The organism is Thalassospira tepidiphila MCCC 1A03514, from assembly GCF_001662875.1.
Classification (GTDB): Bacteria; Pseudomonadota; Alphaproteobacteria; order Rhodospirillales; family Thalassospiraceae; genus Thalassospira; species Thalassospira tepidiphila.
In genome coordinates, this window is the sequence record NZ_JPVZ01000006.1 from 50,506 (window position 1) to 74,245 (window position 23,740).

The window sequence follows — 23,740 nt, forward strand, 5'->3', positions numbered from 1 at the left end:
ATGCCGCGCAAACTTCTGATCGCCAACCGCGGTGAGATCGCCTGCCGCGTGATCAAGACCGCCCGTCGCATGGGAATTGCGACGGTCGCCGTTTATTCCGATGCCGACGCCGATGCCCTGCATGTCAAACACGCGGACGAGGCGTACCATATCGGAGCACCCGCGCCCAAGGACAGCTATCTGCGCACCGACCGGTTGCTTGAAGTCATCGCGCAATCGGGTGCCGATGCGGTTCATCCGGGCTATGGTTTCCTGTCGGAAAATGCCGGGTTTGCCGATGCGCTGGAAAAGGCCGGCTGCGTCTTTGTCGGCCCACCGGCAAGTGCCATCCGTGCCATGGGATCGAAATCCGAAGCCAAGAAAATCATGGGCAAGGCCGGTGTGCCGCTGGTGCCGGGTTATCATGGCGAAGATCAGGACCCTGACCTTCTAGCGGCTGAGGCCGACAAGATCGGCTATCCGGTATTGATCAAGGCGTCCGCCGGGGGTGGCGGCAAAGGCATGCGTGCGGTTGAAGAGGCATCCGACTTCAAGGATGCCCTGATCAGTTGCAAACGCGAAGCTGCAAGCAGCTTTGGCGATGATCATTGCCTGATTGAAAAACTGATCGTCAAACCGCGCCATGTTGAAATTCAGGTCTTTGCCGACAGCCATGGCAATGCGGTCTATCTGTTTGAACGCGATTGCTCCTTGCAGCGCCGCCATCAAAAGGTGATTGAAGAGGCCCCGGCACCAGGCATGACCGAGGACCTCCGCGCCCAGATGGGCAAGGCCGCTGTCGATGCCGCCAAGGCGATTGGTTATCAGGGGGCTGGCACGGTTGAATTCCTGCTTGATGCGTCGGGTGCGTTCTATTTCATGGAAATGAACACCCGCCTTCAGGTGGAACATCCGGTGACGGAAAAAATCACCGGCGAAGACCTTGTGGAATGGCAGCTGCGTGTGGCCGATGGCGAAAAACTGCCAAAGGCGCAGGAAGACCTTTCGATCAACGGTCATGCCTTTGAAGTCCGCATCTATGCCGAAGACCCGCAGAATGATTTCCTGCCCGCAACCGGCAAGCTTGTGCATATGCGCATGCCGCGCGAAACCGATCATGTGCGCGTTGATACCGGCGTTTATGAAGGCGGCGAAGTTTCCATCCATTATGACCCGATGATCGCCAAGCTGATCACCTGGGACGTGGATCGCACATCGGCCCTGCGTCGCATGGCGACCGCATTAAATGATGTGCAGATCGTGGGTGTGACCACGAATACCGGCTTCCTTGGCAATATCGCCCGCCATCCGGCCTTTGAACGGGGCGAAGTCGAAACCGGCTTCATCCCGAACTATCAGGATGATCTGATCCCTGCCCCTACCACGCCTGAAAACGAGGCGCTGGCATTTGCTGCCCTTGATATCCTGCTGACCCGCGATGCGGAGGCCGCCCGTTATGCCACCCAAAGCAACGATCCCTATTCGCCCTGGCACAGCACGGCCGGCTTCAGGCTGAATGACGATAACCACCATGACCTGATCCTGCGTCATGACGGATCGGACCTGCTGGTCAAGGTGCATTACCGTGATCAGGGATATGTCATCGATATGCCTGATGGTAGCGCTATCATCGCCAGTGCCGAGCATGATGAAAATGGCGCGATCGTTGCCAGCCTGAACAACGTCCGCAAACGCGCGTCGGTGCTTCGTGACGGCAATCGTCTGATGATTTTCCGTGATGGCCGTTCGGACCGTCTCGACATCTTTGATCCGCTGGCCGCAGCTGGTGGCAACGAAGGTACCGGTGGTGGCCTGACCGCACCGATGCCGGGCAAGATCATCGCCGTCATGGCCAAGGCCGGTCAATCGGTCACAGCGGGTGACAAGCTTGTCGTGATGGAAGCGATGAAAATGGAACACACCATTTCCGCCCCCGTCACCGGCACGATCAAGGAAGTGTTCTTTGGCGTCGGCGATCAGGTCGATGATGGCGCAGAACTGATTGCGATTGAGGAGGCCGAATAATGGCCCTGATTTCCGATCTGCCAAGCCATGTCAAAATCGTTGAGGTCGGCCCGCGTGACGGGCTTCAGAACGAAAAGGCAATGGTCCCGACTGCAACCAAGGTCGAGTTGATCCATCGCCTGAATGATGCCGGTTTATCGGTGATCGAAGCCACCGCCTTCGTCAGCCCGAAATGGGTGCCACAAATGGCCGATGCGCCCGATGTCATGGCTCAGATCACCCGTAAGCTCGGTGTCACCTATCCAGTGCTGGCCCCGAACATGAAGGGCCTTGAGGCCGCGATTGCCGCGGGCGCGACCGAGGTTGCGGTTTTTGGCGCGGCATCGGAAAGCTTCTCGCAAAAGAACATCAATTGCTCCATCGCCGAAAGCCTTGATCGCTTCCGCCCGGTGGCCGATGCGGCACGTGATGCGGGCCTTGCCGTACGCGGATATGTTTCCTGCGTTCTGGGCTGCCCGTATGAAGGCGACATCGCGTCTGAAAAGGTCGCGGAGGTCGCAAAGGCGCTTTATGACATGGGCTGCTATGAAATCAGTCTGGGCGATACCATCGGTACAGGCACGCCGGCCAAGGCACAGGCGATGATCGCCGCTGTTGCCAAGCATGTACCGACCGAAAAGCTCGCCGCTCACTTCCATGACACCTATGGTCAGGCGCTGGCCAATTTGCTTGCCGTGCTGCAAATGGGTGTGGCCGTAATCGACAGTTCCGTCGCCGGTCTTGGTGGCTGCCCCTATGCCAAGGGGGCCAGTGGCAATGTCGCGACCGAGGATGTTGTCTATATGCTGAACGGGCTTGGCATCAAAACCGGTATAGATCTTGAAAAGCTTGCCGAGACAGGAAGCTGGATTTGTGATCAGATAGGAAAATCAAGCGCATCGAAGGTCAATCTGGCCTTGGCAGCAAAAAGATCAACGACCGGGGACTAATGGATGGGCCCGTCAAAATACAGCTTCAGACGGGCCACCCCAAATGATCTGCCGATGATAGGCCGCTGGCTGCATGTGCCCGAAGTCATCCGCTGGTGGGGCGAACCGGCCGAGCAACTTGAACTGATTTCCGAAGATGTCGAACTGGCCGAAATGGCGACCCTGATTGTGTCATACCGCAATCGCCCGTTTGCCTTTGTCCAGCATTACGATGCCCATCAATGGCCACAGGCACATTTTGATCCCTTGCCCCAACATACCCGTTGTCTGGACGCCTTTATTGGTGTGCCCGACATGATGGGGTGCGGGCATGGGCAGATGTTCCTAAAGATGCTGACACGCCAGCTGTTTGAACGTGGCGCGCCCATGATCGGGATTGATCCCGACCCGGAAAACGAACGCGCTATTCGGTGTTATGAGGCGATTGGTTTTGTCGCAGGGCGGGAATATGAAACCGCCAAGGGCCCGTGCCTTTTGATGACCCTTGATGCCCGCGATCAGAAACACAGCTGATTTTTCTGATCGCAAATCACCCTGCGTTCCCGCCGCCAACCACGGGCTTGTGTGGCCTCGTTTGCAAAAATTGGTCTGAGCGCGGTTTCTGGCACGCCAACCTGTAGCTGACGATGCCGGTCAAGGCACCAAACAACACAATCCCTGCGACCTGCCCCCACAAAACTCCGACGGCCCCGAAATAGATGCTGCCCAACCAGACGAGCGGGATCACGCCAAGAAACTCCTTGGCAAGATCGGCAAGCATCGCAAGATTAGGCCGCCCGGTAACGTTAAAGAAGGTATGGGACGAAAACTGCAGACCGAGGAACATGTAAAGCGGCGCAATCGCCGTACAGAACAGGCCCAGCAGGTTTGCGGTTTCCGGTGTGGTGCGAAACAGTTCAGCCAATTGGTCAGACAAAACAAACAACAGCGCTGATACCACCAGACCATAGACAACAATCAGCCCCCAGACCGAATGCCAGATGGCGCGCACCCGATCCGTGCGTTTGGCGGAAAAGTTCTGTCCAAAGATCGGCCCGATAGCTTGTGGCAAGGCCATGTAACCGACAAAGGCAAATGGCGCAATGCGTTCGATGATCGCCATCGCCGCGACGGCGTCTGACCCAAACTTTGCCATCGACGCCATGATAAAGCCGCTGGCAATTGGCGGGCCGGTTTTGGCCAGCCCGACCGGCACAGTGACCCTGGCAATTTCGCGAACATCTTGCGCGAATACAGCACGATTGAAACGGCCCAGCATGTTATGCACATTGCGCACGCCATAAAACGCAATCACCATGATCACGACGCGCGATATCACGGTGGCCCACGCAGCCCCCTCAACACCCCAGCCAAAACCAAAGATGAAGATCGGATCAAGCACGCCGTTGGTGATCGCCCCCGCGATCTTGGCCCACATCGACCGTTGTTTGGCCCCGATCACCCGCAAAAGCGCCCCGGATGCCATGCTGAGCACCAGAATGGGCAGACACAACATGACGATCTGCAGATAACTGGTGCCAAGCTCATGAACGCGGCCTGATGCGCCAAGTGCTGCCAGCATAACTGGCGCCCCCCACCAAATCGCCGCCGTCATCAGAACCGAAAGACCAACACCAAAAAGCACAATATGCGTTGCCATCACGCGCGCGCGGTCGCGGTCGCCAAGCCCCTCGGCCCGTGCCACCAACGCCGTCATTGATGTCGACACCCCAAGCGATATCGCCAGCGTGAAAAATATCAGAGGCCAGGCAAAGCCAAGTGCGGCAACAGTATCGACATCGCCCAGAAGGCTCAGGAAAAGCAGATCAAGCGCATCGACAGCCACCATCGCAACAAGTGCAAGCATGCTTGTCGAAGCCATGCTCAGGATATGGCGCAGAACCGACCCACCGATAAAATACTGCTGCTGCAACGCCATTTTGGGTTTGATCCGTCACGGTTGGAAAAGCGAGGCATCAATCGTTTTTGAAAGAGCTTGCAGATGTATCGGCACTGATAAGGAACTTGTGCCGCTGCCGCCTTGAAAGATGTTCTGTTTCTGCCGTCGATACCCGTTTCGCCGGCACAAGGTTCAAATCCGTTCCGGCCTTCCATTTCGCGGCGATGACGCTTGGATTTTGCGGGCAGAACTCATTCAAGCGGGCTATCACATGATGCTGCACACGGCTGGCCTCGGGGAATTTCCGATCGGTCCAGAACCGTTTGCGTGGCCTGAAATACCCGACCTCATCAAGAAACGAAACGCCGAAATAGTGGCAGGACTCAAGCGAATTATAAAAATGTTCGTCAAAGACAAAACTGCCATCCTTGCGCATCGAATGCGTCAGGCACCAGCCCAACATCTCGTCAAGCTGACTTGATGCGAAATCGCGCTGGGCTGGTGTCATATGTGACCAGCCATGACGAAATATCTTCGCGACATCGTAATTGTTGTGGTTGTTGAAATTGCCGCGGCTCCGCCAGCCAACCGGATATTCTTCACCCCGCCGCTCAAGGGTCGTGCGGATCAGGCTTGGCCAATGGCGAACGTCCCCTTTGCGATAGGACACGATATGGAACGTAAAACTCAGATCATCATAGCGATGGGTTTTACCATCCGATGAATACCATGGTCCCCAGTAACCGGTTTCCGGGTTTTGAATGTCGTCGAGAAAATCGCTAAAGGCCTTGATATAGGCATCATCAAGCGCAATCCCGCGCACATGTTCGCGGGCAAAATTGCGCAGACGCGGCTTGAAGCATAACTGCGCCAGACAACACAGGACCGAGCCCAGTTCGTCACGCTTGTTGCGCCCGGTTGCGGCAATATCCGACACCAGAAGATCTTCGAGATAGGCGCGCATTTTCGGGATGGTTGATACCGGCTCCAGAAAATGAAGCGGGTAGCGCGGTGCGCGTTTTTCCGTTGCCAGTTCATGCAGACGCACAATGGTCGCATCAAACTTGTGATGAAACTCGGTATATTGCCAGCCCCACGATCCATCGACCGATGATTGGCGCGCAACGTAGCTTTGATCGGTTTCGGCAAAACTGCTTTCAAGGCGCGTTACAAGATCATCCAGCAGCGGCCAATAGGCCGTGTACCGTGCAAGCCACTTGGCGTAGATGTAGAGCTGCTGGGACGCAAGCATGGTGCGGCTATATTCGCTGAACCGGCGCAATATCCCCGCCATGGCACCAAGATGATCGTTATATCTTTGCACTTTGTCGTGATAGGCACGGTCATAGCGGGCGAAATCCCGCGTAATCACGCATCCGTCAACCGCATGTGCAACTCCCGATACAGTAGTCATCTATGGTTCCGGCCACCTCGCTTGATCAAGAGAACGGCTGTCCGTGATTAGAACCACCTTCTTTGCCCAAAAGATGGCACTCATCGAAAAGTTCGGGTGTCGGTCAGAAATCACCTTAAGGGCTGCTGTCTTCACGCAAGGAACAGCCAACTAAAACCTTAAAGGTTGTCTCAAATACCAACATAAACAGCTATTAATTGCATACAGGATATTGCGACCTGACGCTACCCTTTTGGCGAAAACTATACGTATCCATATTACCAAAGATTAATATGGCGCTGATGCTCAGTTTCGCGGAACGCGCAATTCAAGTAACTCTAAAATAATAACTTTCTAAAGTTTTCTGCCCGCCATGCAGACAGAAAAAGGGGCACCCGAACGAGTACCCCTCAGTCAGAACATATTTGCCATGTTCGAATGTATAGGATTACACAGCGCGTACCGCGCTCAGGAATGCCTCGACCTTGTGACGCAGGCTTTCAGACTCCCGCGACAATTCTGACGCGGCACTAAGCACCTGTTCGGCAGCAGCGCCGGTGGACCCGGCCGCCTCATTCACACTGACGATGTTCGATGTTACCTCGGTCGTACCGACGGAGGCTTCCTGAACGTTGCGGGTGATTTCAAGGGTTGCCGCCCCCTGTTCTTCGACGGCACTTGCGATGGCGGCTGATATTTCGCTGATCTCCGTGATGGTGGACGAAATCGTGCCAATCGCCGTCACCGCCCCATCGGTTTCGTTCTGAATACCGGTGATCTGGTTGGTGATGTCCTCGGTCGCGCGTGACGTCGCGGTCGCAAGGTTTTTGACCTCTGCCGCGACAACGGCAAAGCCCTTGCCTGCATCGCCCGCACGCGCTGCCTCGATGGTGGCATTCAGGGCCAGCAGGTTGGTTTGTTCGGCGATATCGCTGATCAGACCGACCACATCACCGATCTTTTGCGCGGCCTCGGCAAGGCCACGGATCTGGATGTTGGTTTTCTCGGCATCTTCGACCGCGCGATTGGCAACCGTCGATGACTGACTGACCTGCTGGGTGATTTCAGCAATCGAGGCGCTGAGTTGTTCGGTCGCACTGGCAACGGTCTGAACGTTGGTCGATGCCTGTTCGGCGGCGGCCGCGACGATGCCCGACTGACGACTTGTTTCCTCAGCCGTGCTGCTCATGCCAGTTGCGGTTGACTGCATCTCGGTCGCGGCAGAGGCCAAGGTTTTAAGGATAACCGACATGTCCTGATCAAAGCTGGCGGTCAGCTCGTTAATTTTCGCGGCCCTTTTTTCGCGACGTTTGACGGCCTCGGCTTCTTCCGCTGCGAGCTGTTCAGCCTTGATCATGTTTTCCTTGAAGACCAGCACCGCCTTGGACATATCGCCGATTTCATCGCGGCGGTCCTGGCCTGGAATATCAATCTGCTTGTTGCCACCGGCCAGTTCCTTCATGACCTCGGTGATCTGACGGATCGGACGCGAAATACCCGTACCGATGATCCATGCGGCAAAACCACCAAGGATCACCGCGACACCGCCGACAATGGCGGTAACGATCACCGCCTGTGACGCCGCCTTGGTCGCACGCGGGCCGATTTGATCCTGTTCCGCCTTGACCGACAGTTTCAGGTCTTCGAGATTTTCGGCAACCACCGGGCCAACTTTATCGAGCGTTTCGGCCACCAGCTGATCACGCGCCGGATCCCCCACCGGCAGTGATGCAACCTTGTCGAAGGTATCGCGATAGACGATCAGGTTTGCCCCGGCAGATTGCGCCGTTTCAATCATTTGCGGTTCATCAAGCAGGGCAACAAGTTCGTCATTTAACTTTATTGCTGTCGCCAGACGCTCATCGACATTGTCTGCCGCAGCACTGTCTCCTGTCAGCAGATAGTGTTTAACCGAGACGCGTGCTTCAAGCAGGTTGGCCTGCACCCTGCCTGCTTGGTTGGACTGCAATGCGATATGGCGATACCGCACAAAGTCATCCCCGACACTGCTGATCGAGAACTCCGACCAGAGAGAGGCTAGTACGAGCAAAACCAGCACAACGCCAAAGCCGCCATATACTTTTGTTGAAATTTTGAGACGATTAAACACCGACATAAACGAGGTTCTCCCAATTACTCTGTCACCTCATTCATCATATTATATTTTTACAATCATTACGTGATATACGCGTGATTACGTCACTATGCGTTAGGTGATATCGGCCTATTCATTATGAGGACACCTTGCGTATAAGCATAAAACTTAAGAATAATCTTATATATACGTTTGATTTGGAGAAAGATTATCGTGAAATCAATGATGTAATTTCACTTATTAGAGGCTTTCCAATGCATTGAGCAATGTGGAAAAAGAAAAAGGGCCCCCTGTTCGGGGACCCTTGATTAAATGGCTCAGACTTATTCGACAATGGTCGAAGGCCGGATACTTTTCGCCGGTTACTGCAAAGCGGCGCGACGACGTTCGCGCAAAGATTGTGCGGTGACGCGACCATCACCGGTCGGCTGATAATAGACCGACATTTCCTTAAGTGCGGCGCGCACCTTGTTCAGGGCGACTTCGCCTTCGACCTTAAGGTCATAGGCGTCAAAACCACAGCGGTGCATGTAAAGGATCTGGTCACGCAGGACATCGCCAACCGCGCGAAGTTCGCCGGTGAAGCCCATGCGTTCACGCAACACCCGGCCATAGGAATATCCACGGCCATCGGTGTAGGCCGGGAAATTGACCGTGATGATCGACAGACGATCAAGATCATCTGCCAGATCTTCGGGCGCATCGCCCGGGTTCAACTGCACACCCAGACCGCCATTGCGGCCCAGAAGGCTGTCACGTTCTTCCTTGAAACGGGCGAGCGGCACAATCAGGTTTTCATCGCTTGCCGGAAGGTCGCCTTCGGCGTCAACCGTGATCCATTCCTGTTCGATCACGCTGTCATTCTTAACGATCGCCATAAAGCACCTCCTTGAACGGATCCATGCCGACACGACGGTAGGTGTCGATGAAACGTTCGCCGCTTTCGCGGATATCAATATATTTGGTCACAAGGCTTTCGATCGCATCGACCACTTCGGCTTCGGAGAAACCGGCACCGGCGATCTTGCCGATCGAGGCATCCTGGCTGGCATCGCCACCCAGCGTGATCTGATAGAATTCCTTGCCGCGCTTATCGAGGCCAAGAATACCGATATGACCAACATGGTGATGCCCGCAGGCATTGATGCAGCCGGAAATCTTGATCTTGAGCTCGCCGATATCATGCTGACGATCCAAATCCCCAAAACGTTCGGAAATCCGCTGTGACAGCGGGATCGAACGCGCGGTTGCCAAGGCGCAATAATCAAGGCCCGGGCAAGAAATGATATCGGTGACATAGCCAAGGTTGGCGGTACCAAGGTCGGCCTTGTCCAGTTCGCTCCAAACCGCGAACAGGTCGGCCTTTTTGACATGCGGCAGAACAAGATTTTGTTCGTGGGTCACACGCACATCACCAAAGCTGTATTTTTCCGAGAGATCGGCAACCAGTTCCATCTGGGTATCGGTTGCATCGCCCGGAATGCCGCCAATCGGTTTCAGCGATACGTTGGCAATCGCATAACCCGGCTGTTTATGTTCGATGACGTTCGAACGCACCCAGTTGGCAAAACGACGGTTTTCCGACTTGTGACGTTCGAAATCGGCATCGTCGTCAGAAAGGGTTTCAAATGCCGGAGGGGCGAACTGTTCGATGTAATGAGCGATTTCCGCATCATCAACGCGCAGCGACCCGTCCTTGATCTGAGCCCATTCCTCTTCGACAAGCTCGCGGATTTTATCAATGCCTTCCTCGTGAACGAGGATCTTGATACGCGCCTTGTACTTGTTATCACGGCGGCCAAAGCGGTTATAAACGCGCAGAATGGCCTCGAGATAGGAGAACAAGTCGTTCTTGCCGATAAACTCGCGGATGGTCTTGCCGACAAACGGCGTACGACCAAGGCCACCGCCAACCATGACTTCAAAGCCGGTTTCACCCGCATCGTTCTGATGCATGCGAAGACCGATATCATGGACCTTGACCGCGGCGCGGTCATTTGGCGATCCGGTCACGGCGATCTTGAACTTGCGCGGCAGATAAGTGAACTCCGGATGGAAGGTCGACCACTGACGGATCAGTTCGCAATAGGGGCGCGGATCTTCGATTTCATCGGCCGCGGCACCTGCATACTGGTCCGTCGTGGTGTTACGAATGCAGTTGCCTGATGTCTGGATCGCATGCATTTCGACCTTCGCAAGGTCGAGCAACGCATCGGGGATTTCATCAAGTTTCGGCCAGTTATACTGGATGTTCTGGCGGGTGGTGAAATGGCCATAGCCCTTGTCATAGACCCGCGCAATCATGCCAAGCTGGCGCAGCTGATCAGCGCGCAGCGTGCCGTACGGAACGGCAACGCGCAGCATATAGGCGTGCAGCTGCAGATACACACCGTTCATCAGACGCAGCGGACGGAACTGTTCCTCGGTAATGTCACCGGCAAGGCGGCGTTTTACCTGTTCGCGGAACTGTTCAGTCCGTTCATGGACAAGCTGGCGGTCAAAATCGTCATAACGATACATGGGGCTCTCCTTATACCGCCTGATAGCCGAGGTCTTCGCGGACACTCGGACCTTTGGTGCGCAGAACTTCGCGGTATTTTGTCGGCACGATATCCGCGCCCTGCTGTTCGACATCAATCAGATAAGGCCCGACAATCACGATATCGAGTTCGGGTGCACTGGCTTCAGCCAAAAGCGCATCTGCGGCCTCTTTGCCGTCAGCGATGCGGGCATCGTTGATGTTTTCGCTCCAGTTACCATCGCTGGTCAGGAACACCACCAACCCGTCTTCCAGACGGTTTGCCGTGACAACTTGCAGGGACATTCGGTTCTCTCAGCCTGTAAATCTCTCGGGTTTGGTCCTGTATCGGACCTTTTCTGCACCAGAATTTGGCTGATTACCCCTTATTGGTCAAGTTTTTTTGTGAAATATCATATATTACACTTATTTTTGTGTTTTAATAATCCACTATTGACCGCTCGGCGTACGGGTTCTACCTCATCAGTCATTGAACACCACCGCACAAGAAACCCTCCTGATATGCCTTTGAACATCATCAAACTGAGCGTCGGCACAGAAAGCCCCGAAAGCCTGAAGGAATGGCAGACCTATTTTCAGGCCATGCACGGGCGCATTTTCCACACCACACGCATGACGCCAAAACGCAAGGCAGAGATTCTTGATGGCGGATCGATTTATTGGGTGATCAAGGGGGCGGTGCGCTGCCGCCAGCAGGTCATTGATCTTGAAGAATACGTCAACGAAGAAGGCACGAAATATTGCCGCATCGTGCTGGACGAGGAATTGATCGCCACCCGCCCCTATCCGCACCGTGCGTTTCAGGGATGGCGCTATTTCCCCGATGATAAATGCCCGCCAGATGAAAAACAGGGTGGCGGCACCGATGCCCTGCCAGATGACATGGCCGATGAACTACGTGACCTTGGTCTGATCTAAACTTAGTCCTCTACAGGCGCGTCCGCTTCATCGGGATCAATTTCGCGCAAGGTCTCAGCCACTTCATTTTTAAGCCAGCTTACAAATGCCTTTACGCGCGGCCGTCGAAGGTGCTCTTCCGGGTAAACCAGATAATATGCCCCGCTTGAGGCAACGCTTTGCGCAAACGGTCGCACCAGATTGCCCGCCGCCAGATCAAGGGCGGCCAGACTGGTGCGCGCCATGGCAATCCCCTGCCCCATCAGAGCGGCCTGAATGACCATATCACCAGAGTTAAATCGAAGACCGCGACTGACATCGACACCTTCTGCACCGACACCGTTGAGCCAGAACTCCCAGTCGGCGGCATGCGGGTGATCCATAAAGGTGGTGGCATCATGAAGCAATTGGTGCCCGGCGACGTCGGCCGGTTCTTTCAGTTCGGGATTGGCGGCAAGATAGGCCGGACTGCAAACCGGGAAAGACTCGTCTCGCATCAACATTTCGCACACCAGCCCCGGATAATTGCCGCTGCCGAACCGAACCGCCAGATCAATGCCCTCGGTCCGTAAATTGACAAGCCGGTCATCGGCATGAATGCGCACATCGATATCAGGATACGCATCACGGAAATGCCCGAGACGCGGCACCAGCCATTTCACCGCAAAACTTTGCAACACACTGACCGTTACCACACCGGCTTCCTCAATCGCGGTCAGGCGTTCGATCTCCTCGGCAATGCATGAAAAGCCTGCTGTGGTTGCCTGGGCCAGTTGCGCGCCCTCTTCGGTCAGATGGATCTGACGCGGTAACCGATGAAACAGCTTGAAACCAAGATATTCCTCAAGCTGGCGGACCTGCTGGCTGATCGCGCCCTGGGTGACAAACAACTCCTCGGCCGCCTTGGTAAAGCTCAGATGGCGGGCAGCGGCATCAAAGGCGCGCACGGACTGCAAAGGCGGAAGCCGCATGGATATCACTCCAACATCATGAATTAGAATTCCTAATCCGTTTGATCAGAAATACTCGTTTGTCGCGCTCGAAATATAGACGCAATATGGCTTCAACAGCAAACATTGCATTAGCAATATTAACTCATGGAGAGAATGATGGCTTATTCACTTAGCCCTGCTCCGTCTGCCGTGGAGCGCCCGCCCAAAGCAAGTATCCGTACGTTCATCACCACCCTTGTTAGCCGCCTCAATGATCTTTCAAACCGCTTTGCACGGTTGCTTGCGGTTCGTGAAGAACGCCGGATGTTGCTCAGAATGTCAGATCAGCAGCTTGCGGACATCGGGATCACCCGTGCCCAGGCTGAAGAAGAATACCGGCAGTCTTTCCCGCTGCGATAACCCTGCAAGGGATCTGTCCTGCCGTAACCCGCCCCCACGGAACACCGCGCAAGACAGATCCACCCTTCGTGCCACCGCACAACCCATCCTTGGCCTGGTCAATGCCCTCACATTGACCAGGCTTTTTCGTGCGTCACGTTCATAGATCGCGCAACAGGTCGTAATTTGATCCATTGCATTGCGATGATTTCAATAATCCCGCAAAGTTATGGTTACATCTGACCACAACCGGCGGAATCGGGCGCATGACCTCGGAAAAGAAAACGTCAAAGAAAACCGTGAAAACAACCAAGCAGGACAGCAATGACGTGCTCGGTGACGCAACACGGCGCACGGGTAAAAGCCGATCTGCGGCCAACCGTACCGATGCGCTTTCAAAACTTGATACTGAGGCAAAGGACCACTTCTTGCTGGACTCCGAAAACCTGACCATGGACCGGATTGACGATCATCCTTCTGGCCCGAATAAAACAACCAGCCAGAACCTGCGCAACATTCCGGAAGATCAGCTTCCACCCGACATCGACCTTAATCCGAAGGCACGGGCAAAGAAGATGCAGGGCAAGCAATATCTGGAACTGATTGCCCCGCTTCATATCGAGCTTTTGAAGCTGCAAAACTGGATCAAAGCGGAAAACCTCAAATCACTGATCATTTTTGAAGGGCGCGACGCCGCTGGCAAGGGCGGCACGATCAAACGTTTTACAGAACATCTTAATCCGCGTGGTGCGCGGATCGTCGCCCTTGGCAAACCCAACGACCGCGAACTGACGCAATGGTATTTCCAACGCTATATCGAACATCTGCCCAGCGGCGGCGAGATCGCCCTGTTTGACCGGTCCTGGTACAACCGTGCGATGGTCGAACGGGTGATGGGCTTTTGCAGCATGTTTGACGTCAGCGAGTTTTTGCAATCCGTCCCCGAACTTGAACGCATGTTGATCCGATCAGGCATCCACATGACCAAGTTCTATTTCTCGGTCAGCAAAAAAGAACAGGCACGACGCTTCAAGCAGCGTCAAAGCGATCCGCTTAAACAATGGAAACTGAGCCCGGTTGATCTGGCCTCCCAGAACCTTTGGGATTCCTATACCGAGGCCAAACGCGACATGTTCTTCCATACCTCCACCACCGACAGCCCGTGGGTGATCGTGAAGTCAGATGACAAGAAACGTGCGCGCATCAACGCCATCCGGTTCTATCTGTCGCAGTTTGAATACCCCGGAAAACGGCCGGAAATCCTTGTATATGACCGCCGGATCATTCACAGCGTTGCCGAAGAACTTGATGAGGATTGACGAGATTGCCTAGTCTCTGGTCTTCCGGATGGTGAAAACATTGTCGCGGTAACATTTGCGTTCATTGACATTGCCCACGCTGCAACCTTTACTGGAGGCATATAAACCTTCGGGAGGCAAACAATGGCAATATGTGCATTTATCGGTCTGGGTGTCATGGGATATCCGATGGCCGGTCACCTGCAAAAAGCAGGTCACGACGTTACCGTTTACAACCGTACTGCAGCCAAAGCAGAAAAATGGGTGTCCGAGTTTGGCGGATCGTCCGCCCCCACCCCGGCCGAGGCGGCAAAGGGTGCGGAATTCGTATTTTCCTGTGTCGGCAATGACGACGATCTGCGCAGCGTTATGCTGGGCGACGGCGGCATGTTTGCCGGTATGGACACGGGATCTGTCCTGATCGACAACACCACCGCATCGGCCGATGTCGCGCGCGAACTTTATGCTGCGGCGAAGGATATGGGAATTTCGTTCATCGATGCCCCGGTTTCCGGTGGTCAGGCTGGTGCCGAGAATGGCGTTCTGACCGTCATGTGTGGCGGCGATCAGGATGCGTTTGATCGCGCGGCCCCGGTCATTGATGCCTTTGCCAAGTCCTGCAAGCTGATGGGTGAAAGCGGTTCTGGACAACTGACCAAAATGGTCAACCAGATCTGCATCGCCGGTCTGGTTCAGGGCCTTTCCGAAGGTGTCAATTTCGGTGTTAAGGCCGGCCTTGATATGGAAAAAGTCCTTGATGTAATTTCCAAGGGTGCGGCTGGCAGTTGGCAGATGGAAAACCGCGGCAGCACCATGGTCGAAAACAAGTTTGATTTCGGCTTTGCGGTTGACTGGATGCGCAAGGATTTGGGCATCTGCCTTGAAGAATCCAAACGCAATGGTGCCCGTTTGCCGGTCACGGCCCTGGTTGACCAGTTCTATGCCCAGGTGCAGGAACGCGGCGGCAACCGTTGGGATACCTCGAGCCTGATTGATCTGCTTGCACGCGGTTAAACTGCCGCATAGAATCAGACCGACAAAACAAAAAGCGCGACCCGTTAAGGTCGCGCTTTTTTGATGCCATATCAGGCGATACAGATCAGAGACCTGCGCGCAGCAGCGGCTCCATCTGATTGCGGTAGTTTGCCAGCGGGCCTTTATCGAAATAGCCCACCGCACATTCAAGAACGGAATCGCGAAGGGGTTTCTCACCTTCGCTCTCTGCCAGATTTTCCTCAAGGTTCTCGCGGCTCGATTTGCCGAGGCGTTCGATCTCGATATCCTGTTCGCAGCTGGTGGCCTCAAGGGTTGCCAATGACTGACGTGGATCACGACGGCGCGACGGCAGTGCGTGTTCCAAATCAATCTCGCGTTCGAATTCCTCGGCATCCGCCAGCGAAATTTCGATATCCGGGATCACACCATGACCCTGCACAATGTGGTTTTCCGGTGTTGTGTAGTAACCGGTGGTGATTTTAAGCCCACCGCCAGACGTCAGCGGCATGATGCGCTGCATCGAACCTTTGCCAAAGGACCGCTCCCCGATGATGATGCCACGACCGTTTTCACGAAGGGCCGCTGCCATCAGCTCTGCACCGGATGCCGAGCCACGATCAAGCAGGATTGCCATTGGCACTTTCTCAAAGAAATCGGATCGGTCGGCTTCGTAGCTCCTCAGTTTGCGCTCCCCACGTCCTTCTGTGGCAACGATCAGACCTTCTGTCAGGAACTGATCGGCGATATCTGCCGCACTGTCGAGAAGCCCACCCGGATTACGGCGCAAATCGACAATAATGCCGCGTGGTGATGCGATGCGGTCTTCGAGTTCCTGCAAATATTCCTGCGTCTGGTCGAGTGTGGTCGCATCAAATCGCGACACCCGGATATAACCGATATCCTGATCAATGATGCTTGCCGTGACAGAGGGCACCTCAATCCGGGCGCGCTTCACCGTGACATCAAAACTGTCTTCGACACGCTGGATGGTAAGGGTCACGGGATCCCCGACACGGCCACGCATGCGACGCACCGCCTCTGAAATCGGTTCGCCGACCATCTGGTAGCCATCAATGTGGGTAATCCGGTCATCCGGACGCAAACCGGCGCGTGCGGCGGGCGTGTCATCAATCGGAGAGACAATCCTGATGCGCTTTTCATCATCAAGGGCAATGACGATCCCGACACCGGCAAAGCTGCCTTCTGTACTTTCCTGCAGGCGGCGGAACATATCGTCGGTCATATACGCGCTGTGCGGATCAAGGTCATGCAGACTGTCATCAAGCACTGCACCAACCACACCGATCGGCGATGTGTCATCGGTTTCAAGGTCGCCCAACATCGCAATGCTGTTATCAACAAACGCCACGCGATCAATTTGCTCGACATAGGTTTCCGACAGGACCTGAAGTGCTTCGACATAAAGCTTGTCGGCATGGGCAAACTGTTCTTCGCTCGCGCCAGCGGTCACACTGGTGCGGTAAGCGTCCAGAAATCTGCGTTCTTCATCGCTTGGCCATGCCGGTCCGGCACAGGCCACCAGTCTTGTCCCGGCGAACGAAATCACCACCGCAAACAAAATTGGCAATATTCCTTTACGCAGCAACAGCTTGCTCCTGTCCTTCGATTTTTTTGACCAAATGCATATTGAACATCAAGTGGCCTTGAACAATGACAAGTCTAGCCTGCCTTTTTTCGATTGGCGACCCCTTGGCAAATAATAGATACCAGATCACGCAACTTTTACCTGTTTAAGGCATCGAACTTGGGTCTTGGGAACATATCGGTAGTCTTTTGTCATTTCGCCAGTGTGAAAGCCACAAAGCGTGACTTAAACCAATGTTGAATGCGTCCTGTCGCCCGACTGCACGAATCAGACTCGATCTTGCGGGATCGGGTCGTTATGCTACGAGGCAATAAAACAAGGTTGGCAAAAAGCCGACTGTTCCGAGCGGGCGGCTCACATTTCAGGGAGACGTCTTTTTTCATGAGCGACTTTACGCCCCCCATTTCAGATATCCGTTTTCTGATCCATGACGTGATTGGTCTGGATACGGTTTCCAACCTGCCACCCTATGGTGAAACCAGTGCGGATCTGGTTGACGCAATCCTTGAAGAAGCAGGGAAATTTGCTGCCTCCGTCCTCTCCCCGCTCAATCGTGTTGGCGACAAGGAAGGCGCAAAAATTCTTGAGGACGGTACTGTTCGCACACCGACAGGCTGGAACGAGGCCTATGCGCAATTCTGTGAAGGCGGTTGGCAAGGCATATCCGCGCCGGAAAGCGAGGGCGGCATGGGCTTGCCAATATTGCTTAGCGCTGCAGTTGCCGAAATGTGGCAGGCGGCAAACATGGCGTTTGCGCTTTGCCCGATGCTGACATCCGGCGCGATTGAGGCCCTTATTGCCCATGGATCGGACCAACAGCGTGAACTGTATCTTTCGCGCATGATATCAGGTGAATGGACTGGCACCATGAACCTGACCGAACCACAAGCCGGATCGGACCTCTCGAAAGTGCGCAGTACAGCCGTTTTGCAAGAGGATGGCAGCTACAAAATTTCCGGCCAAAAGATCTTCATTACCTATGGCGATCACGAGATGACCGAGAACATCGTGCATCTTGTTCTGGCCCGAACGCCCGATGCCCCGGCCGGTGTCAAAGGCATTTCACTGTTTATCGTTCCCAAATATCTGGTCTCGGACAGTGGTAAAATCGGCGCACGCAACGACGTCACCTGTGTGTCGCTTGAACACAAGCTTGGCATTCATGGCAGCCCGACGGCGGTTCTGCAGTTTGGCGACAAAGGCGGTGCGACCGGCTTTTTGGTTGGCGAAGAAGGCAAGGGACTGGCCTATATGTTCACCATGATGAACAACGCAAGGCTTGCCGTTGGCCAACAGGGTGTCGCCATTTCCGAACGCTCCTATCAGCAGGCGCTTGATTATGCCAACACGCGCAAACAGGGACGGGATGCCAAAACCGGCGAAGAGGCGCCGATCGCAGTCCACGGCGATGTACAGCGCATGTTGATGCGCATAAGGTCCTCGACCGATGCCGCGCGCGCACTTTCGCTTTATACCGCCGCGCAGCTTGATCTTGCTCACCATCTTTCTGACAAACAGGATCGTGCGGCAGCACAGGCGCGTGCCGACCTTTTGATTCCGCTGGTCAAAGGTTGGGCAACGGATATTGGCGTCGACAATGCATCGCTTGGTGTGCAGATCCACGGCGGCATGGGCTTTATCGAGGAAACCGGGGCAGCCCAGCACCTTCGCGACGCCCGTATTGCCCCGATCTATGAGGGCACCAACGGCATTCAGGCGCTTGATTTCATCGGACGCAAGGTGCTTAGGGATAAGGCGACTGCGCTGACGGCAATGCTTGCAGATATCAAGGAGGCGATCCGCAGCCTGAAAGATATCGATGAAACAAGCGACCTCGCCAAGGCACGCCGTGAACTGGATCACGCAATCGTCGATCTCGAAAATTCAACGGAGTGCGTGTTGGAACGCTGTGCTGCGGATGCTGATATGGCACAAGTGCTTGCCACACCATATTTGCGTCAGGCTGCCCTGTGCATTTCCGGATGGCTGATGCTGCGCTCTCTTGGCGCTCTGAACGACACCGAAACACCAGAAGACCTGCGCAAGGCAAAGAAAAAAAGCTGTATGTTCTTTTTCACTCAACTCCTGCCAGAGGCTGCTTTCATGGCGGCACAGATCAGGAATTGTACGGAAACGGAATTGCTTTAACCGCAGTCATAATTTTGCCGCGCTTTTTAACCATCACAACGTCGCACCATCTCCGCAAATGCAGAACGGTGGTGCGACTTTTTTAGTGCACCTATTCAACCCATCCGATCTTAACCACGTCGACCGACCAACATTCGGAAATCCCGCAAGATTTGAACGGGTTTGACGACAATTTCCTGTTTCGGTTTTTGATTGCTTCTCTATAATCCGCCCAATGAATCGCTTAACCCGATATATGCTCAAACAGCAATTGATCATGATGGTCTTTGTCACACTGGGGCTTCTGTGTGTGATCTGGCTTTCACAAAGCTTGCGCTTTGTTGAAATGATTGTGAATCGGGGCTTGTCGATCTCGGTCTTTTTGCAGCTGACATCCCTGCTGCTGCCAAGCTTTCTGACGATCATTATTCCGATCGCCCTGTTTTTCGTTATTGTCTTTACCTACAACAAACTGATCCAGGACCGCGAACTCATCGTCATGCGCTCGGCGGGGTTGAGCCAGTGGGCACTCGCCAAGCCGGCACTGATTGTCGCACTTCTGTCGACGGCAGTCTGCTATTTCCTGACACTGTTTTACCTTCCCTACAGCTACACACAGTTCAAGGAACTGCAATTCTCGATCCGCAATGATTTCTCATCGGTGCTGTTGCAGGAAGGCAGCTTCACCGACATTGACGGCCTGACCATTTACGTTCGCGAGGTCGGTCGCGATAACGAATTGCTGGGCATTCTGGTGCATGACGCACGTGAGCCCGATGCCCAAACGACCATGATGGCCAAACATGGCGCTTTGCTGAGGACTGACGAGGGTCCACGTATTGTACTGCTCGATGGCAACCGCCAAGAAGTCAATGCCGAGGATGGCACCATGTCGATTCTTTATTTCGATCGCTATGCGGTTGATATTGCGCAAGGTTCTGCGGAAGAAGGACTGCGTTATCAGGAAGCCCGCGAGCGCAGTGTGTATAATCTTTTAACGGGAACACCACCGGATATTGCACAACACGACTTGGGTTCTTTCCGAGCAGAGGGACATGATCGCCTGATCTCTCCCCTGAATGCCATTTCCTTTGCCAGCATCGCGTTGGCCGTTCTTGTTTCAAGCAGTTTCTCGCGACGCGGCCAAACGGGAAGACTGTTGGTTGCGATTGGTGTGATGGTCGTTTGTCAGGCAACAGGCATTGCGGTGAAAAATTTGGCTGCCAAGAATCCTGCTCTCGTTCCATTGATGTACATGAATGCAGCAATCCCAATTGCATTGGGGCTGTATTGGACATTCCGCGGCCCAGTGATCAAGGCGCGGCGCGCAATAAGCCAAGAGGCAGAAGCATGAGGATTTCACCGCTTCTGACATGGTATTTCGGCAAGCATGTCCTGATTTCAGTTCTGGCTATTCTTGCCCTCCTGATCGGTTTAATCCTGATCGGTGACACCATTGAACTGCTCCGGCGGGCGGGCAACAAGCCCGACGCCACAGTCGGCATTGTACTGCAAATGGCAACCAGTCGAATCCCGTTCATGACAGAGAAGGTCCTTCCTTTTGCCGTCCTGTTCGGTTCGATGTTTTCATTCTGGAAACTGACCGGCAATCAGGAGCTTGTAGTGACGCGCGCGGCGGGAGTTTCAGCATGGCAATTCATGCTCCCACCAATCCTGTGCGCTCTAATTCTCGGCAGCATTCAGGTAGGTGCACTCAATCCTCTATCTTCGATTCTGCTACAGAAATACGAAACGCTCGAAGCACGTTATTTGCAGAACAACGCAAGTGTCATGAACCTGTCTTCAAGCGGTCTCTGGTTACGTCAAGGCACCCAAGATGGTCAGGCAGTTATTTTTGCACGATCGGTCAGCAACCAGCAGGGCGACCAACTTGATCTTCGAAACGTGACAATCTTCCGTTTTGAAGATGCGGATGATTTCACGATGCGGGTCGATGCCGGTCGGGCTGTTCTCGAACCGGGAACTTGGCGTTTCTATGATTCATGGAGCTTCGTCCCTGGTCAGGCCAGCACGTTTGCAGAAGAAATGATGCTGCCAACGAACCTGACTGCGCGGAAGATACAGGACAGTTTCGCTTCACCGGAAACGATGTCATTCTGGGATCTGAAGCCCTTCATCACACTGCTTGAACGCGCTGGTTTTAATGCCACCCGTCACCGCATCCATTTTCACAGCCTGTTGTCGAGACCTTTACTTTTATGTGCCATGGTTTTGATCGCGGCTGCATTTTGCCTTAAATTTTCTCGACGTCGGCGCGCATCCCTTGTTATCGGAGGGGGGGTAGCAACCGGCTTCATTCTGTATTTTTGCACGGATGTGATTTCAGCTTTGGGCGTTTCCGGCGGAATTCCTCCGATTTTGTCGGCGTGGGCGCCAGCTGGAATTTCTCTGTTGCTCGGGGTTACAACATTGCTACATCTTGAGGATGGCTAGCCTATGGTCATGGCGGGGGGAATGATAAAAAAACTTGTGACCAGCACCATTCTGGGCTGTGGGATTTTCCTTGCTGGTGGTCTTGCGAGCTTGCATTCTGCCACTGCACAAACAACTGGCTCAGAAGTTCCTACGCCGGAACCAGCCATTTTGTTCAGTGCCGACGAGGTCGATTACAATCAGGAACTCCAAACTGTCACCACGCGTGGGAATGTCGAAATTTCCCGGGAGGGACGTATATTGCTTGCGGATACGGTGAGTTATGACCGAACACAGGATGTTCTCACGGCTTCGGGAAATGTCAGTATCACTGAACCGACGGGCGAAGTCACCTTCGCTAGCTACGTCGAACTGAGCGGCGATTTCAAGGAAGGGATCGTTCAGGACATTTATGTCCTGTTGGATGAGAACACCCGGATCGCCGGTGCAGGTGCCCGCCGCAGCGGCGGGAACTTTACCGAAATTGCCAAAGCAGTTTATTCCCCCTGCAAAGTTTGCGAAGACAATGGAAGTGGTTCAATACCGCTTTGGCGCATTCGCGCGGCGCGCGTGCTGCATGATTCAGAAAGTAAAACCGTGGAATACGAAGACGCTCGTCTTGAAGTCGCAGGTATTCCTGTTCTCTACACCCCATATTTTCAGCATCCAGACCCCACCGTAAAACGGCAGTCAGGTTTGCTTGCACCGTCATTCGGCAGCACCAGCCACGTTGGAAGCTACTTCAGCCAACCCTATTACTGGTCGATCGACGAAAGCAAGGACATGACTTTCACGCCGACCTATACAACCGATGAAGGGCCTGTCCTCGCAAATGAGTACAGACAGCGTCTGGACAGTGGAGAATTCGACGTCGTCAACAGCGTCACAAGAGACAGTGAGGATGACTGGCAAGGCCATATTGATGCCAAAGGACGGTTTGATATCGATCCGACGTGGCGTTGGGGCTTTGACGCCGAACAAGCATCAGAAAAAACATATCTTTCACGGTATGGGTTTGGCTCACCTTCCGTCCTGACTTCGAATCTATTTTCCGAGGGGTTTCGCGGCGCCAGCTACACGCGCGCTGATGCATACTACTTCCAAGGGCTGAAGAGTGATGATGACCGGGACACGACCCCCATTGTTTTGCCGCATCTGCAGTTTCACGGACAATCCGCGCCAGCAAAATACGGTAGCATAACAACCTTGGACTTGGATGGCCTCTCCTTGACCCGCGATGAGGGTACCAATTCGCATCGTGTGTCTGCCAAAGCCGGTTGGGAGCTCCCTCACGTCGGCACAATGGGGGATGTCACCAAACTTAGTCTCTCCGTCCGAAGTGACAACTACCTCGTATCAGACGTATCTCGCACTAATAGAGAAAACTACAGTGGATATACGGGACGCCTGCTGCCACTGGCTGCAATTGACTGGCAGATGCCGTTCGTAAGCAACCAAGGGCAGTACCAACAAGTCATAACCCCAATCGCCATGGCAGCTTGGTCTCCGAACGGCGGTAATCCGGATGAGATCCCGAACGAGGATTCGCAATCATTTGAACTGGATGACATCAACTTGTTCTCCCATGACAGGTTTGGCGGTCTGGATCGCGCAGAGGACGGTTTCAGGGCAAGTTATGGCCTTGAGTGGGGTATCTACGGACCTCAGGGCGGCTATACCAGCGCGATGTTTGGCCAAAGCTACCGCGCAAATGAAAATGATACTTTCGCAGCAGGCTCCGGACTAGATGAACATCTTTCAGACTATGTCGGGCGCGTAACTGTGGCGCCTAACCGGTACCTTGATCTCACTTACCGTTATCGTCTTTCAAACGAGGATTTTTCGGCTCGCAGAAATCAGGTAACGGCAAGTGCCGGTTCAATGGACACCTTGCGTATCAATACTACTTATGTTCATTTCACCGACGACGCTGGCAGTGAAGAATTTGATGAACGTGAAGAGTTCTATTTTCAGGCGCAACGGCAATTCAGCGAGTATTGGTCTGGGCGTGCATATGGGCGATACGACATCGATCAATCAGACCCGCTAGAATACGGTGTCGGATTCGTCTATGAGGACGAGTGTTTCATATTTGATGGACGCATCCGCCGAACCTTCTATCGTGATCAGGACCTAGGAGAGTCCGACGACTTTATTTTCCGTCTTGTATTTAAGACACTGGGCGAATTCGAATCTGCAGCCGGGTTGTAACC

General features: G+C 54.1%; 19 protein-coding genes. 11 read left to right on the forward strand and 8 right to left on the reverse strand.

The features are described 5' to 3' along the window. The 3 genes from TH4_RS13865 to TH4_RS13875 are packed head-to-tail and all read left to right on the forward strand — an operon-like array spanning window position 1 to window position 3,446. Window positions 1–2,004: an acetyl/propionyl/methylcrotonyl-CoA carboxylase subunit alpha gene (locus tag TH4_RS13865; RefSeq protein WP_064781595.1), complete on the forward strand. Its 2,004-nt coding sequence runs from the start codon at window positions 1–3 to the stop codon at window positions 2,002–2,004. After that, complete coding sequence (locus TH4_RS13870) at window positions 2,004–2,933, forward strand: hydroxymethylglutaryl-CoA lyase (protein ID WP_064781596.1); 930 nt, start codon at window positions 2,004–2,006, stop codon at window positions 2,931–2,933. Before TH4_RS13865 ends, TH4_RS13870 begins: the two co-directional genes overlap by 1 nt. Window positions 2,934–2,936: 3 nt before the next feature. Next, entirely contained in the window at window positions 2,937–3,446 is a 510-nt protein-coding gene (locus TH4_RS13875; RefSeq protein WP_064781597.1) for a GNAT family N-acetyltransferase, read from the forward strand. 16 nt (window positions 3,447–3,462) lie between these two features. On the opposite strand, the gene TH4_RS13880 is transcribed toward TH4_RS13875, so the two are convergent. The 6 genes from TH4_RS13880 to TH4_RS13905 form a co-directional block, all read right to left on the reverse strand. After that, a complete protein-coding gene (locus tag TH4_RS13880) occupies window positions 3,463–4,851 on the reverse strand; it encodes an MATE family efflux transporter (RefSeq protein WP_064781598.1) in 1,389 nt (462 codons plus the stop codon). A 37-nt stretch (window positions 4,852–4,888) separates the two neighbouring features. After that, on the reverse strand, window positions 4,889–6,226 hold the full coding sequence (locus TH4_RS13885; protein ID WP_064781599.1) for a hypothetical protein: 1,338 nt from the start codon (window positions 6,224–6,226) through the stop codon (window positions 4,889–4,891). Window positions 6,227–6,653: 427 nt separating this feature from the next. Continuing rightward, window positions 6,654–8,321 carry a methyl-accepting chemotaxis protein gene (locus TH4_RS13890; RefSeq protein ID WP_064781600.1) on the reverse strand — a complete coding sequence of 556 codons (1,668 nt, stop codon included), beginning with the start codon at window positions 8,319–8,321 and terminating at the stop codon, window positions 6,654–6,656. 341 nt (window positions 8,322–8,662) lie between these two features. Continuing rightward, complete coding sequence (locus TH4_RS13895; RefSeq protein WP_008890568.1) at window positions 8,663–9,178, reverse strand: DUF934 domain-containing protein; 516 nt, start codon at window positions 9,176–9,178, stop codon at window positions 8,663–8,665. Continuing rightward, window positions 9,165–10,820: a nitrite/sulfite reductase gene (locus tag TH4_RS13900; protein ID WP_064781601.1), complete on the reverse strand. Its 1,656-nt coding sequence runs from the start codon at window positions 10,818–10,820 to the stop codon at window positions 9,165–9,167. Before TH4_RS13900 ends, TH4_RS13895 begins: the two co-directional genes overlap by 14 nt. A gap of 10 nt (window positions 10,821–10,830) precedes the next feature. After that, on the reverse strand, window positions 10,831–11,124 hold the full coding sequence (locus TH4_RS13905) for a DUF2849 domain-containing protein (RefSeq protein WP_064781602.1): 294 nt from the start codon (window positions 11,122–11,124) through the stop codon (window positions 10,831–10,833). Window positions 11,125–11,340: 216 nt separating this feature from the next. Here TH4_RS13905 and TH4_RS13910 point away from each other — a divergent pair, with 216 nt between their 5' ends. After that, a complete protein-coding gene (locus tag TH4_RS13910) occupies window positions 11,341–11,757 on the forward strand; it encodes a DUF1489 family protein (RefSeq protein WP_064781603.1) in 417 nt (138 codons plus the stop codon). A 2-nt stretch (window positions 11,758–11,759) separates the two neighbouring features. Here the strand turns inward: TH4_RS13910 and gcvA are convergent, their stop codons facing one another. Next, window positions 11,760–12,707, reverse strand: coding sequence for a transcriptional regulator GcvA (gene gcvA, locus TH4_RS13915; RefSeq protein ID WP_064781604.1), 948 nt, complete (start codon window positions 12,705–12,707; stop codon window positions 11,760–11,762). A gap of 138 nt (window positions 12,708–12,845) precedes the next feature. On the opposite strand from gcvA, the gene TH4_RS13920 reads away from it, so the two are divergent. From TH4_RS13920 to TH4_RS13930, 3 genes are all read left to right on the forward strand, one after another. After that, the gene (locus tag TH4_RS13920; RefSeq protein ID WP_008890563.1) at window positions 12,846–13,088 is read left to right on the forward strand and encodes a DUF1127 domain-containing protein; all 243 of its coding nucleotides are present in this window, start codon (window positions 12,846–12,848) and stop codon (window positions 13,086–13,088) included. Between the two features lie 245 nt (window positions 13,089–13,333). Next, complete coding sequence (ppk2, locus tag TH4_RS13925; RefSeq protein WP_064781605.1) at window positions 13,334–14,386, forward strand: polyphosphate kinase 2; 1,053 nt, start codon at window positions 13,334–13,336, stop codon at window positions 14,384–14,386. Between the two features lie 123 nt (window positions 14,387–14,509). Beyond that, window positions 14,510–15,379: an NAD(P)-dependent oxidoreductase gene (locus TH4_RS13930; RefSeq protein WP_064781606.1), complete on the forward strand. Its 870-nt coding sequence runs from the start codon at window positions 14,510–14,512 to the stop codon at window positions 15,377–15,379. 85 nt (window positions 15,380–15,464) lie between these two features. On the opposite strand, the gene TH4_RS13935 is transcribed toward TH4_RS13930, so the two are convergent. Further along, window positions 15,465–16,967: a S41 family peptidase gene (locus tag TH4_RS13935; RefSeq protein ID WP_245227886.1), complete on the reverse strand. Its 1,503-nt coding sequence runs from the start codon at window positions 16,965–16,967 to the stop codon at window positions 15,465–15,467. Window positions 16,968–17,348: 381 nt separating this feature from the next. Between TH4_RS13935 and TH4_RS13940 the strand changes: the two genes are divergently transcribed. The 4 genes from TH4_RS13940 (at window position 17,349) to TH4_RS13955 (ending at window position 23,738) form a co-directional block, all read left to right on the forward strand. Beyond that, complete coding sequence (locus tag TH4_RS13940; RefSeq protein ID WP_064781608.1) at window positions 17,349–19,115, forward strand: acyl-CoA dehydrogenase family protein; 1,767 nt, start codon at window positions 17,349–17,351, stop codon at window positions 19,113–19,115. Window positions 19,116–19,350: 235 nt separating this feature from the next. Continuing rightward, window positions 19,351–20,448, forward strand: coding sequence for an LPS export ABC transporter permease LptF (lptF, locus tag TH4_RS13945; RefSeq protein ID WP_064781609.1), 1,098 nt, complete (start codon window positions 19,351–19,353; stop codon window positions 20,446–20,448). Beyond that, window positions 20,445–21,548: an LPS export ABC transporter permease LptG gene (gene lptG / locus TH4_RS13950; protein ID WP_064781610.1), complete on the forward strand. Its 1,104-nt coding sequence runs from the start codon at window positions 20,445–20,447 to the stop codon at window positions 21,546–21,548. Before lptF ends, lptG begins: the two co-directional genes overlap by 4 nt. 21 nt (window positions 21,549–21,569) lie before the next feature. Then, a complete protein-coding gene (locus tag TH4_RS13955; RefSeq protein WP_245227888.1) occupies window positions 21,570–23,738 on the forward strand; it encodes an LPS-assembly protein LptD in 2,169 nt (722 codons plus the stop codon). The last annotated feature ends 2 nt before the right edge of the window (window positions 23,739–23,740 follow it).

Excerpts from the sequence above, each read along its gene's own strand:
- TH4_RS13865 (WP_064781595.1), top strand. The coding sequence starts at position 1 with ATGCCGCGCAAACTTCTGATCGCCAACCGCGGTGAGATCGCCTGCCGC.
- TH4_RS13870 (WP_064781596.1), top strand. The coding sequence starts at position 2,004 with ATGGCCCTGATTTCCGATCTGCCAAGCCATGTCAAAATCGTTGAGGTC.
- TH4_RS13875 (WP_064781597.1), top strand. The coding sequence starts at position 2,937 with ATGGGCCCGTCAAAATACAGCTTCAGACGGGCCACCCCAAATGATCTG.
- TH4_RS13880 (WP_064781598.1), bottom strand. The coding sequence starts at position 4,851 with ATGGCGTTGCAGCAGCAGTATTTTATCGGTGGGTCGGTTCTGCGCCAT.
- TH4_RS13885 (WP_064781599.1), bottom strand. The coding sequence starts at position 6,226 with ATGACTACTGTATCGGGAGTTGCACATGCGGTTGACGGATGCGTGATT.
- TH4_RS13890 (WP_064781600.1), bottom strand. The coding sequence starts at position 8,321 with ATGTCGGTGTTTAATCGTCTCAAAATTTCAACAAAAGTATATGGCGGC.
- TH4_RS13895 (WP_008890568.1), bottom strand. The coding sequence starts at position 9,178 with ATGGCGATCGTTAAGAATGACAGCGTGATCGAACAGGAATGGATCACG.
- TH4_RS13900 (WP_064781601.1), bottom strand. The coding sequence starts at position 10,820 with ATGTATCGTTATGACGATTTTGACCGCCAGCTTGTCCATGAACGGACT.
- TH4_RS13905 (WP_064781602.1), bottom strand. The coding sequence starts at position 11,124 with ATGTCCCTGCAAGTTGTCACGGCAAACCGTCTGGAAGACGGGTTGGTG.
- TH4_RS13910 (WP_064781603.1), top strand. The coding sequence starts at position 11,341 with ATGCCTTTGAACATCATCAAACTGAGCGTCGGCACAGAAAGCCCCGAA.
- gcvA (WP_064781604.1), bottom strand. The coding sequence starts at position 12,707 with ATGCGGCTTCCGCCTTTGCAGTCCGTGCGCGCCTTTGATGCCGCTGCC.
- TH4_RS13920 (WP_008890563.1), top strand. The coding sequence starts at position 12,846 with ATGGCTTATTCACTTAGCCCTGCTCCGTCTGCCGTGGAGCGCCCGCCC.
- ppk2 (WP_064781605.1), top strand. The coding sequence starts at position 13,334 with ATGACCTCGGAAAAGAAAACGTCAAAGAAAACCGTGAAAACAACCAAG.
- TH4_RS13930 (WP_064781606.1), top strand. The coding sequence starts at position 14,510 with ATGGCAATATGTGCATTTATCGGTCTGGGTGTCATGGGATATCCGATG.
- TH4_RS13940 (WP_064781608.1), top strand. The coding sequence starts at position 17,349 with ATGAGCGACTTTACGCCCCCCATTTCAGATATCCGTTTTCTGATCCAT.
- lptF (WP_064781609.1), top strand. The coding sequence starts at position 19,351 with ATGCTCAAACAGCAATTGATCATGATGGTCTTTGTCACACTGGGGCTT.
- lptG (WP_064781610.1), top strand. The coding sequence starts at position 20,445 with ATGAGGATTTCACCGCTTCTGACATGGTATTTCGGCAAGCATGTCCTG.
- TH4_RS13955 (WP_245227888.1), top strand. The coding sequence starts at position 21,570 with ATGATAAAAAAACTTGTGACCAGCACCATTCTGGGCTGTGGGATTTTC.